Genomic DNA, 11,519 nt, shown 5'->3' on the forward strand with positions numbered 1-11,519 from the left:
GCGGTGCTGTCGTCAGGTTGCTCGGCCACCGGTGTGACGTTACCGACCGGCTATCGGTTCGGCCGGATCGGCGCCCCCTGCGCATTGCCTGCCGGGTTCAGGCCCTGCTCCTCGGCCTCGACCTCCTCCTCGGTCGGCTGGCCGGGCGACGGACCCGGATCGACCGTGGCGGGCGGCGTCGTCGGCCGCGGTGCCAGACCGGGCAGCGGGATCGTCACGCCGGGCAGGACCTCCACCTGGCGCGGGGTGATCACGACCGGCGGCAGCGACAGCCCGGGGGCGGGCGTCGGCGTCGGCGCGGCGCTGGTCTTCGGCGGCACGTACGGCGCGGTGTAGGCGGGCACGCCCGCCTGGCCGCCGATCGCCTCGGGCTTCGGGAAGGACTCGACGTCGGTGCCCTCCAGGGCGCCGTCCATGGTGTCCTTCCAGATGTCAGACGGGAGGCCCGAGCCGTACATCAGTCCGCCGTAGCTGTTCTGCAGCGGCAGACCCTGCTCGGTGCCGACCCACACGGCGGTGGACAGCGACGGCGTGTAGCCGACCATCCAGGCGTCCTTGTTCTCGCCGGTGTCGCCGAGCTGCGCGGTGCCGGTCTTCGCGGCGGACGGACGTCCGCCTGCCAGGCCGTGGTTGCGGGAGTAGGCCGCGATCGGCTGGAGGGCGGAGGTGACATTGTCGGCGACCGCGGGCCGGAGCCGGGCCTCGCCCGCCGTCGCGGGTCCGCGATCGAGCAGCACGGTGCCGTCGCCGGTGACGACCTTCTGCACGAAGTGCGGCGCGCGGAAGACGCCCGAGGCCGCCAGGGTGGCGTACGAGGACGCCATGTCGATCACCCGGGACTGGTACTGGCCCAACACGATTCCGTACTCGGAGGATCCGCTCGGCTCCTGCAGGCTGATGCCGGGGACGCCGGGGATCTCCTCGGGGATGCCGGCCTTGTGCGCGATGTCCGCGATCTTCTCCGGGCCGTTCTCGATGGACATCATCTGCCGGTAGAAGCTGGTGTTCAGGGAGCGCTTGGTCGCCTCGGCGATGGTGCAGGTGCCGCAGGACATACCCTCGGCGTTGTTGATGGTGACGCCGCCGAGCTTGAGGGGGCTGCTGTCGTACATCTTCGACAGCGGGATGCCCTGGTCGAGGGCCGCCGCGAGGCCGAACACCTTGAACGACGACCCCGTCTGCAACCCGGACTGCGCGAAGTCGAAGCCGGCGCCGTCCGCGCCGCCGTAGTACGCCTTGACACCGCCGGTCTTCGGGTCGACGGACACGACCGCGGTACGCAGGTCCTTGTCCTCACCCTCCATGTTGGTGGTGACCGCGTCGACCGCGGCCTGCTGGGCCTGCTGGTCGATGGTGGTGGTGATCTGCAGGCCCTCGGTGTTCAGGACCTGCTCGTTGATGCCGTTCTCGGCCAGCTCCTTGATCACCTGGCTGCGGACCAGCCCCTCGGGCCCCTTCGCCGAGCTGCCGTTGTCGACCTCGGACTGCGGGATCACCCGCGGGTACGTGGCGCCGGCGCGCTCGGCGGAGCTGAGGGTGTCGGCGGTGACCATGCCGTCGAGGACGTAGTTCCAGCGGGTCTCGGCGCCGGTCGGGTTCGTCTCCGGGTCGAGCAGCGAGGGCAGCTGGATGGTCGCCGCGAGCACGGCGCCCTCCTCGACGGTCAGTTCCTCAACCGGCTTGTTGAAGTAGGACTTGGAGGCGGCCGCGATGCCGTACGCGCCGCGACCGAAGTAGATGGTGTTCAGGTAGGCGGCAAGGATGTCGTCCTTGGACCACTGTCGGGCCATCTTCGAGGAGATGACCAGCTCGCGCATCTTGCGGCTGAGCGCGCGCTCGTTACCGACCAGCGCGTTCTTGACGTACTGCTGGGTGATCGTCGAGCCGCCGCCCGCGTCCTCCTTGCCGAGCAGGTTGTTACGCGCCGCCCGCACGAAGCCGGAGACCGAGAACCCCGGGTTGGTGTAGAAGTCGCGGTCCTCGGCGGAGAGCACGGCGTTGCGCACGTGCGGCGGGATCTGGCCGATGGTGACGTCGGTGCGGTTGCCCTCCGGCGGCACGATCGTGCTCAGCACGGAGGTGCCGTCGCTGGCGTAGATCGTCGCGACCTGGTTGGTCTTGATGTCGCCGGGCTTGGGCACGTCCGCGGCCGTGTAGGCGACCATGAACGCCAGCAGGGGAACCACCAGACCGACGGCGACGAGGCTGATCACCGTGCGGCGGACGATCTTCCAGCGGTTCGACTTTGCCTTGGCAGGCGGCTTCGGCGGCTGCCCACCGGACGCACCACCACGGGCCTTCGGCGGCGGACCGGCCGGGGGCCTGCCGCCGGGTCCGTTGCCGCCGCCCGGGGCGGTCCGCGGCGCGGCGGGGCGCGGCGGGGCGGGGCGGGGCTGGGCGGGGCGGGGCGCCTGGCCGCGCGCGGCGTAATTCGGCTGCGCGTAGTTCGGCTGGGGGGCTCCGGGTGCCTGATTGGGGCGCGGCGCACCGGCCTGCGGATACCCGGGCGCCTGATTGGGCCGGGCCTGCGGGTATCCGGGATGGGGGTTCTGCTGTGAGTACCCGGGCTGACGGCCGCCAGGCGGCGGACCACCCGGCCGCGACGGTCCGGCGGGTCGACCACCCTGCATGTTGTCGTAGGGGGAACTCACGTAGGAATCTCCAGTGCTCACGTAGACACGGCTGTGTCAGTTACATCGTTTCGGCGGGGTGGTGCTCACTCACTCGCAATGCGGCGGCTCGGCGCGCGCGCACCAGAGGGGCGGCGCGCCCGTTTCGGGGCGGGCACCGCTCCGAGCACGTACGACTGCACCAGGTGGTTCCAACTGCAGGTGCGGCACACCTCGACGACGTGGACGGAGAACTCCTCCTGTGTCGTCGCCAGCCGAACCAGCTCCTCCGACGTACGAGCCGAACCCGAGACCGGGCCCAGCTTGTCGCCGAACACCCACGAAACGAGGGTGAGCTGTTCTTTCCTGCAGATCGGACAGGTCGCGTCGGAGCCCCTGCCGTGGAACTTCGCCGCGCGCAGCAGGTAGGGACCGGCGTCGCACACCTCGGCGACACCCGTCCGGCCGGAGTAGACCTCGGCCAGCAGGGATCGCCGCTGGAGCGCGTAGTCCACCACCTGCCGCTGCAATCGCACGTGACCAGAGTACGTGGGCAATCCTGCGTGGTCTCGGGTTGGCGGCGCCGCGAGCTGCGACACGCCGGACCGACACCCGCGGCGTACCCCGCCCCACCAGTGACTGCGCCGCGGCCGCGGCGGATTGCCGGTCCGCACTGTCGATCGCGCCACTTTCCGACTTTTGGCCCTCCGCGCGCACCTTCTCCTATCATTTCGACCGTGACCAGCCGCAACACGACCCGGGCGCGAGACATCGACCGCTCGAACGCCTGCACGCTGCTCGACGCCGGGTACGGCGAGGGCCAGCTGGCCTTCGAGGAACACAAGTCACGCACGGCCGCGGCCATGTCCGCCAGGACCCTCGGCGAGCTGGAGTCCCTGGTCACCGACCTGCAGCTGCCGACTGCCCTCACCGACACGCTTGCCGCGCCTGCCCGGCCCGCACGGTCACCCCGCCCGGCGCTGATCGTCTGCGGGGCCGCCGTCGCCGTGGTGACGGGTGTGGTGGCACCGGCCGTCGCGCAGCTCGGGCAGGTGCCGAATCCGGCGGCGCCCGACAAGTACGCCGACGTCGCGCCCACCGTCATCGCGCCGATCGACACCGTCACCGCGGGCGGCATCGAGCAGTTCGTCAAGAAGTATCGGGACAAGTTCGGCGACACCCTCGTCTACGACGCGACCTTCTACGGCGACTACGTCGGGCTCGCCCGGGTGGTGCCCGACGCGCCGGGCCGCGAGCAGCCGTACGCCTTCCGCGGCGGCTTCGATGCCGGTGAGGTGACGAACCACTCCGGCGACGAACCGCCGTTCGACCTGGCAGGCGTCGACGTCGGCGCCCTGGCCGGCCATCTCCTCGGCGCTGCGGACTCGCTCCGGGTGCCCGGCGGGGAGATCAGCCACATCAGCATGGAGGTCGGTCGGTACGGCCCGCAGGTGTCCGTCTACGTGAACAACGAGGCGACCGGCGCGAGCGGCCACATGTATCTGCGACCCAACGGGGAGGTCGCCGCCGTGTACCCATACTCGCCCACCGGATAGTCGGCGCTCCTATGCTCGGCGGGTGCCGAGCAAACCCTCGCTGCGCCTGCGCGCGCGTGACACCGACCGGGTCGACGTCTGTGGGCTCCTCGATTCCGCCCACGGCGACGGCCAGCTCTCGGACTTCGAGCACCGCGACCGCACCAAGGCGGCGATGGCCGCGCGCACGCTCTCCGAGCTCGACTCCCTGGTGGCGGACCTCCAGATCCCGGCCGAGCTGGCGGGTTCGCTGCCCGTCCCGCCCGCCGATCGCGGCCGCGGCTGGATCGCCGCCGTCGTCGCGATTGGTGCCGTCGTCGCGCTGGGCCTCGTCGTCCTCTCCCGGCTCGGGGGTGGCGACGCGACCGCCACCGACCGACCCGAGAACGTGCTGTCCGCTGCCGGCCTCGCCCGGATGATCGCGGACCTGCGCGCGGAGTACGGCGACGCGGTGGTGGACGAGGCGACGATCTATCCGGAGTACGCGCTGATCGAGCGCGCCGAGCCGGGGGCACCGGGCATGTACCAGGACATCCGCTACCGGGACGGGCTCGAGGCACCCGATTCCCGGACCGGCCGCGATCCCAAGACCGTTCCCGTGGATCTGGACCGGCTGGACGTGCCGGGGGTGGTCGGGCTGCTGCTGGGCGCCCCGCAGACGCTCGGCGTGGCGGAACCGGATTCGGTCCACGTGTCCGTCGAGTCGGGGGACCAGGGCCCCGAGGTGTCGATGTACCTGTCCGATGGGCGGGCGGGCAGGTCCGGCCACTTGACCGCGGGGTTCGACGGAGAGGTCTTCGCGATCCATCCCGCGGCGGACTAACCCGGCGTCCAGACCCCACCCGCACCCGGCCAGCCGTGACACCTTGTTCCACAAATGCGCATTCCCGTACGCTTCTATATATCGGCGCGATATAGTTTGCCGTCGCATCAATCGGTCATGACTCAGGAGGTGGCGTGATGCTCGAACTCGCGATCCTCGGGCTGCTTCTCGAGTCACCCATGCACGGATACGAGCTGCGCAAGCGGCTGACCGGGCTCTTGGGCGCATTCCGCGCCTTCTCCTACGGTTCGCTCTACCCGACACTGCGCCGCATGCAGACCGACGGGTTGATCGCCGAGGACGCCGGCCCGACGGGCGCCGCCAAGCGACGGGCCCGCCGCGTGTACGAGCTGACACCCGCCGGTCGGCAGCGGTTTGCCGAACTGGTCGCCGACACCGGTCCGCAGAACTACACGGACGACGGTTTCGGCGTTCACCTGGCCTTCTTCAGCCGCACCCCCGCCGAGGCGCGGATGCGGATCCTCGAGGGCAGGCGACGTCAGGTCGAGGAGCGCCGTGAGGGGCTCCGCGAGGCCGTCGGTCGAACCACCGGATCTCTCGACCGCTACACCCGGCAGCTCCATCAGCTCGGCCTCGAATCGAGCGAGCGCGAGGTGCGCTGGCTCAACGAGCTGATCGTGGCCGAACAAACATCAACAGCAGTACCCAAGAAAGAAGGAGAACCCGACCATGGGTGAGAACAGCACCTCGGTGCGCGTGGCCATTGTGGGCGTGGGGAACTGTGCCTCGTCCTTGGTCCAGGGAGTCCAGTACTACAAGGACGCCGACGAGACGGCCACCGTGCCCGGCCTGATGCATGTGAAGTTCGGCCCGTACCACGTCCGCGACGTCCAGTTCGTTGCCGCGTTCGACGTGGACGCCAAGAAGGTCGGCTTCGACCTCTCCGAGGCGATCAACGCCAGCGAGAACAACACCATCAAGATCACCGACGTCCCGCCGCTCGACGTCGCCGTCCAGCGCGGCCCGACCCTCGACGGCATCGGCAAGTACTACGCCCAGACCATCGAGGTCTCCGACCTCGAGGCCGTCGACGTCGTCGCGGCGCTCAAGGCCGCCAAGGTCGACGTCGTCGTGTCCTACCTGCCGGTGGGCTCCGAGGACGCCGACAAGTTCTACGCGCAGTGCGCGATCGACGCCGGCGCCGCGTTCGTCAACGCGCTGCCCGTGTTCATCGCGTCCGACCCGGAGTGGGCCGCCAAGTTCAAGGACGCCGGCATCCCGATCGTCGGCGACGACATCAAGAGCCAGGTCGGCGCCACCATCACCCACCGCGTGATGGCGAAGCTGTTCGAGGACCGCGGCGTGGTGCTCGACCGCACCTACCAGCTCAACGTCGGCGGCAACATGGACTTCAAGAACATGCTCGAGCGCGAGCGCCTTGAGTCCAAGAAGGTGTCGAAGACGCAGGCCGTCACCTCGAACCTCACCGGCCCGCTGTCCGGCAAGGTCCACGACCGCAACGTCCACATCGGTCCCTCGGACTACGTCGAGTGGCTCGACGATCGCAAGTGGGCGTACGTCCGCCTCGAGGGCCGCGCCTTCGGCGACGCCCCGCTGAACCTGGAGTACAAGCTCGAGGTCTGGGACTCGCCGAACTCCGCGGGCATCATCATCGACGCCGTCCGCGCCGCCAAGATCGCGCTCGACCGCGGCATCGGCGGACCGGTCTACCCGGCGTCGGCGTACCTGATGAAGAGCCCGCCGGTCCAGATGGCCGACGACAAGGCCCGCGCCGAGCTCGAGGCGTTCATCATCGGCGCCGACGACTAAGAGTCGATTCGAAGCCCGAAGGCCCCCGCACGCGATTCGCGTGCGGGGGCCTTTTCGAACTGGCGCCGTCTAACTGTCCCAATGTCACACTCGTTCAGTTGAAGTGAACGAGTGTGACATTGGGACGATCAGGGTCGGATCAATCGGGGCTCACCGAACTGTCAGCCCGGCAAGGGGATGACGATGCCCGGCAGGATCTCCACATTCCGCGGCGGGGGCGGCGGCGGAAGGGGTGCGGGCGGCACGAACACCGGCGGGGCGGGCGGCAGCGGCAGGCCATCGGGAACCGGAGGCGCCTGCGGAGCCGGGGCCTGCTGCGCCGGGCCACCCACGGTGGTGCGGGTGCCGTCGCCGCTGCTGGTGCCCCCCGAATAGGCGGGCACCCCGGACTGGCCCCCGATCGGCTCCGGCCACGGGAAGGACTCCCAGTCGGTGCCCTCGAGGGCGCCGTCCATCGTGCCCTTCCAGATGTCCGACGGCAGCCCGGAGCCGTAAATCGATCCGCCCCACTGGTTCACGATCGCCTGCGACTGCTCGGTACCGACCCAGACCGCGGTGGACAGCGAGGGCGTGTAGCCGACCATCCACGCGTCCTTGTTCATCCCGGTGTCGCCGAACTGTGCGGTCCCGGTCTTGGCCGCCGACTGCCTGCCGCCGTACAGGGCGTGCCCGTTCGAGTACGCCGCGATCGGCAGCATCGCCTGGCTGATGTTGTCGGCCACCGCCGCGTCCAGCCGCCGTTCACCCTGCGGCGCAGGACGATCCAGCAGCACCGCACCGTCCGCGGTCACCACCCGCTGCACGAAGTACGGCTGATGATAGATCCCGGACGCCGCCAGCGTCGCATACGCGGAGGCCATGTCGATCGGCCGGGACTGGTACTGCCCCAATACGATTCCGTTCTCCGGCGGGCCGCCGTCCTGGGTCAGGCTCTCGCCCTCGACCCCGGGGATCTGCAACGGGATACCGGCCTCGTGCGCGGCGTCGGCGATCTTCTGTGAGCCGTTCTCCATCGACAGGGTGAGCCGGTAGAAGCTGGTGTTCAGTGACTGCTTGAGCGCCTGCGCGATGGTGCAGGTGCCGCAGCCGTCGCCCTGCACGTTGGTGATCTCCACCTGTCCGACGGTCAGCGGGGCGCTGTTGAACATCGTCTGCAGGCCCTTGCCCTCCTTCAGTAGGGCGGCCAGGCCGAAGACCTTGAACGCGGACCCTGTCTGCAGCGGCGACTGCGCGAAATCGAAACCGGCGCCGTCCGCCCCGCCGTAGTACGCCCGGACCGCGCCGCTGCGCGGATCGATGGACACCACCGCGGTGCGCAATTCCGGGGGTTCGCCCGTCATCGTCTCGTGCACCGACTCCAGCGCCGCGTTCTGCGCCCTCGGGTCGATGGTGGTGGTGATCTGCAGGCCTTCCGTGTTCAGCTGCTGCTCGCTGATCCCGGCCGCGGCGAGCTCGGCCAGCACCTGCGCCCGGATCAGCCCCTCCGGTCCGCGCGCGGCGTTCGCGTCCACCAGCTGACTCGACGGCACCACCGCCGGGAACAGCGCGGCCGACCGGTCCGCCTGCGAGAGCGAGCCCTGGCTCGCCATGCCGTCCAGCACGTACCGCCAGCGCGACTCGAGCCTGGCGCGGTTGGTCTCGGGGTCGAGGCTGGACGGGCTCTGGATGACCGATGCCAGCACCGCGCCCTCCTCGACCGTCAGCTCGCCGACCGGCTTGTTGAAGTAGGACTTCGACGCGGCGGAGATGCCGTACGCGCCGCGGCCGAAGTAGATGGTGTTCAGGTAGGCGGCGAGGATGTCGTCCTTGGACCACTGCCGGGCCATCTTCGAGGAGATGACCAGCTCGCGCATCTTGCGGACGACGTTCCGGTCCGCGCCGACCAGGGTGTTCTTCACGTACTGCTGGGTGATGGTGGAACCGCCACCCGCGCTGGCCTTGCCGAGGACGTTGTCGCGGGCCGCCCGGACGAACCCGGAGATCGAGAACCCCGGGTTGGTGTAGAAGTCGCGATCCTCCGCGGAGAGCACCGCCTGCCGGACGTGCTCGGGGATATCGGCGAGCTCGACGTCGGTGCGGTTGCCCTCCGGCGCCACCACCCTGGTGATCGGCGAGCCGTCGGTGGCGAAGATCGTCGCCACCTGGTTGGTGCGCATGTCCGAGGGGCGCGGCACCTCCGCCTGCCAATAGCTCACCGCGAACACCGCGGCGGGCACGATCAGCAGCAGCGCCACCAGTCCGGCCGCGATCCGCAGGATCAGGCGGCGCCGACCCCGCTTCGGGGGAGTCGGCTCACCGCCCGGCGGATCGCCACCACCCGGTTCTTCGGGCGGCGGCGGGGACTGCGGGGCCATGCTGGTGGGCGAGCTCACATGCAGGATTCCTGTCCGGGTGCCGAGTCTTCCCTGCATCCTGACATTTCAATTGAACGCACGGCCAATGACGCGCCAAAGTTTCGCCGCCCGGACCTCGGCGTGTCACCAGAATCACCCTCAGCAGGTGAGGGTCAGCGCACCCTGCGCCACACCGCGACGGACAGGCCGAGCAGCACCACGCAGCCGGCCAACACCAGCGACTCCGTGACGCCTGGGTCGCCGCGCACGATCCCGACCACCGCCGCGATGAACGCCATCAGCGTGAAGAACCCGAGGATCCCGATCACCATCTCGGCCTGCTGGCGTCGCCGCGCCCGGTTCTTCACGAGCCGCAGCTCACGACTTGACGCCGCCCGCGGTCAGGCCGGACACGATCCGGCGCTGGAACAGCAGCACCATGATCACCAGCGGGATCGTGACCAGCGTGCCGGCCGCCATCACCGCGGTGTACGGCTGGGAGAAGGAGTCCGGGCCCTCGAACCGGGCGATCGCCACCGTCACCGGCTCGGTCGCTCGGGTGGAGAGCATGTTCGCCAGCATGTACTCGTTCCACGTCGCGATGAACGCGAGGATCGCGGTGGTGAACAGCGCGGGCGCGGCCAGCGGCAGGATCACCTTGCGGAAGGCCTGCCCCCGCGAGGCGCCGTCGACCCGGGCCGCCTCCTCGAGCTCCCACGGCAGGTCGCCCAGGAACGAGGTGAGCGTGTAGATGGTCAGCGGCAGCACGAACGAGATGTTCGGGATGATCAGCGCCTGGTACTGACCGATCCAGCCGATGTCCCCGAACAGCTGGAACAGCGGCGTCACCAGCGCGACACCGGGGAACATCGAGGCCGCCAGGATGATGCCGGTCACGACGTACTTGCCGCGGAACTCGATCCGCGCCAGCGCGTACGCGGTGAAGATGCCGAGCAGCATGGCGACCGCGGTGGTCGCGGCGCCGATGATCAGGCTGTTGACGATGGCGCCGAGGAAGTCGTTGCCCTTGTCGGTGGCCAGCGCGTCCCGGAAGTTGTCCAGCGTGACATGGGTCGGCCACGGGGTGGTGTCGAAGGTGTGGTCCACATCCCGGAAGGCGGTGATGACCATCCAGTAGAACGGGGCCAGCCCCCAGATCAGGATCAGGGCCGCGCCCAGATAGGTGCGCACGCTTGGCCACGGGGACCGCTTGCGACGCCCGGTCGCCGCGGCCGGCTCGTCGCTGCGTCCGAAGGGCGACTTCGCCAGCTCGTCGCTGCGGTGCCGTCCCGCCATCACTGCTTGTCTCCCTTGCGCTGTTCGTCCTGCGTGCGCACCGCGTTGGCGCCGAGGAACTTCACCATGATGAAGGCCACCGCGAAGATCATCAGGAACACCAGCGTCGACAGCGCCGACGCGCTGTTGAAGTTGCCGTTGCGGATGTCCGCGACCACCAGGATCGACATCGTGGTGGTCGGGGTGGCGCCGCTGTCGCCGTTGAGGATCGCGGGCAGGTCGTACATGCGCAGCACGTCGAGGGTGCGGAACAGGACCGCGACCATCAGCGCGGGCTTGACCAGCGGCAGCGTGATCTGGGTGAAGCGCTGCCAGGCGCTGGCGCCGTCCACCTTGGCGGCCTCGTAGACGTCCTGCGGGATCATCTGCAGCCCGGCCAGGATGAGCAGCGCCATGAACGGCGTGGTCTTCCAGACGTCGGCGACGATCACCGCGAACCGCGACGCCCACGGGTCCGTTGTCCACGCGATGGACGTGCCGAGGAGGCGATTGGCGATGCCGTTTTCCGCGAAGATGAAAAACCACAGCTTGGCGGTGACGGCCGTCGGGATGGCCCACGGGATGAGCACCGCGGCGCGCAGCAGCGAACGGCCGAAGAAGGTGCGGCCCATGACCGTCGCCATCCACAGGCCCAGCAGGACCTCGATGCTGACGGTGACGACCGCGAAGAAGAAGGTGATCCCGACCGACGGCCAGAAGTCGGCGCCCAGGGTGCCGGGCGGGCAGGAGCCCATCCCCGAACCGCAGTTCTGGGTCAGCCACATCAGGTAGTGGTCGAAGCCGGCGAAGCCGCCCTTGGTGAACGTGCCCGTCACCGGGTCGAGGCCCTTGTCGGCCTGGAACGAGAGCCAGATGGCCCGCAGCACCGGATACAGGATGACGATCGCCAGGATCACCATCGTCGGCGCGATCAGCCACACCGCCCGCAGGTCTCGCTTGCGCGGTGGGGGTGCTACGTCGTCGCGACCCGGATACCCGCCCTCGGGTATCTCACGCCCGGAGGCGCCGACGTCGCGGCCGGAGTCGGTGAGGTCGCCCGCCCCGGCCCCGGGCCCGGGGGGCGGGCCGGGGTCAGCCGAGTGAACCCACGGTTGGGTTACAGGTTTTATTAGTGTTTTTTAATTGCAGGGGC

10 protein-coding genes are annotated in these 11,519 nt (G+C 69.5%); 4 read left to right on the forward strand and 6 right to left on the reverse strand.

What is annotated here, in order from left to right; all coding sequences use genetic code 11:
- Positions 1–50: 50 nt before the first annotated feature.
- Both ACFXMV_RS01840 and ACFXMV_RS01845 read right to left on the reverse strand, forming a co-directional pair.
- Positions 51–2,630 carry a transglycosylase domain-containing protein gene (locus tag ACFXMV_RS01840; RefSeq protein ID WP_378502748.1) on the reverse strand — a complete coding sequence of 860 codons (2,580 nt, stop codon included), beginning with the start codon at positions 2,628–2,630 and terminating at the stop codon, positions 51–53.
- An 86-nt stretch (positions 2,631–2,716) separates the two neighbouring features.
- The gene (locus ACFXMV_RS01845) at positions 2,717–3,145 is read right to left on the reverse strand and encodes a DUF5318 domain-containing protein (RefSeq protein WP_378501419.1); all 429 of its coding nucleotides are present in this window, start codon (positions 3,143–3,145) and stop codon (positions 2,717–2,719) included.
- Between the two features lie 201 nt (positions 3,146–3,346).
- Here ACFXMV_RS01845 and ACFXMV_RS01850 point away from each other — a divergent pair, with 201 nt between their 5' ends.
- The 4 genes from ACFXMV_RS01850 (at position 3,347) to ACFXMV_RS01865 (ending at position 6,758) form a co-directional block, all read left to right on the forward strand.
- Entirely contained in the window at positions 3,347–4,165 is an 819-nt protein-coding gene (locus ACFXMV_RS01850; RefSeq protein ID WP_378501418.1) for a DUF1707 domain-containing protein, read from the forward strand.
- A gap of 22 nt (positions 4,166–4,187) precedes the next feature.
- A complete protein-coding gene (locus ACFXMV_RS01855; RefSeq protein WP_378501417.1) occupies positions 4,188–4,967 on the forward strand; it encodes a DUF1707 domain-containing protein in 780 nt (259 codons plus the stop codon).
- Between the two features lie 137 nt (positions 4,968–5,104).
- Positions 5,105–5,665 (forward strand): PadR family transcriptional regulator, encoded by a 561-nt coding sequence (locus tag ACFXMV_RS01860; protein WP_378501420.1) that lies wholly within the window; start codon positions 5,105–5,107, stop codon positions 5,663–5,665.
- Positions 5,658–6,758, forward strand: coding sequence for an inositol-3-phosphate synthase (locus tag ACFXMV_RS01865; RefSeq protein WP_378501416.1), 1,101 nt, complete (start codon positions 5,658–5,660; stop codon positions 6,756–6,758). Before ACFXMV_RS01860 ends, ACFXMV_RS01865 begins: the two co-directional genes overlap by 8 nt.
- A gap of 161 nt (positions 6,759–6,919) precedes the next feature.
- Here ACFXMV_RS01865 and ACFXMV_RS01870 read toward each other — a convergent pair whose 3' ends face one another.
- From ACFXMV_RS01870 to ACFXMV_RS01885, 4 genes are all read right to left on the reverse strand, one after another.
- Positions 6,920–9,112 carry a transglycosylase domain-containing protein gene (locus tag ACFXMV_RS01870; RefSeq protein ID WP_378502746.1) on the reverse strand — a complete coding sequence of 731 codons (2,193 nt, stop codon included), beginning with the start codon at positions 9,110–9,112 and terminating at the stop codon, positions 6,920–6,922.
- Between the two features lie 152 nt (positions 9,113–9,264).
- Positions 9,265–9,459, reverse strand: a complete 195-nt coding sequence (locus tag ACFXMV_RS01875) for a hypothetical protein (RefSeq protein ID WP_378502065.1) — start codon at positions 9,457–9,459, stop codon at positions 9,265–9,267.
- Between the two features lie 10 nt (positions 9,460–9,469).
- A complete protein-coding gene (locus ACFXMV_RS01880; protein WP_378502647.1) occupies positions 9,470–10,387 on the reverse strand; it encodes a carbohydrate ABC transporter permease in 918 nt (305 codons plus the stop codon).
- Positions 10,387–11,286, reverse strand: coding sequence for a carbohydrate ABC transporter permease (locus ACFXMV_RS01885; RefSeq protein WP_378614195.1), 900 nt, complete (start codon positions 11,284–11,286; stop codon positions 10,387–10,389). The genes ACFXMV_RS01880 and ACFXMV_RS01885 overlap by 1 nt, the downstream gene beginning before the upstream one ends.
- Between the last annotated feature and the right edge of the window lie 233 nt (positions 11,287–11,519).

Source organism: Rhodococcus sp. NPDC059179 (assembly GCF_042754885.1).
GTDB lineage: Bacteria > Actinomycetota > Actinomycetes > Mycobacteriales > Mycobacteriaceae > Rhodococcus_G.

What these genes read in the sequence shown, in the direction of transcription:
- ACFXMV_RS01885 (WP_378614195.1), bottom strand. Translation starts at nt 11,286, where the DNA reads ATGGTGATCCTGGCGATCGTCATCCTGTATCCGGTGCTGCGGGCCATC.
- ACFXMV_RS01860 (WP_378501420.1), top strand. Translation starts at nt 5,105, where the DNA reads ATGCTCGAACTCGCGATCCTCGGGCTGCTTCTCGAGTCACCCATGCAC.
- ACFXMV_RS01870 (WP_378502746.1), bottom strand. Translation starts at nt 9,112, where the DNA reads ATGGCCCCGCAGTCCCCGCCGCCGCCCGAAGAACCGGGTGGTGGCGAT.
- ACFXMV_RS01840 (WP_378502748.1), bottom strand. Translation starts at nt 2,630, where the DNA reads ATGCAGGGTGGTCGACCCGCCGGACCGTCGCGGCCGGGTGGTCCGCCG.
- ACFXMV_RS01865 (WP_378501416.1), top strand. Translation starts at nt 5,658, where the DNA reads ATGGGTGAGAACAGCACCTCGGTGCGCGTGGCCATTGTGGGCGTGGGG.
- ACFXMV_RS01880 (WP_378502647.1), bottom strand. Translation starts at nt 10,387, where the DNA reads ATGGCGGGACGGCACCGCAGCGACGAGCTGGCGAAGTCGCCCTTCGGA.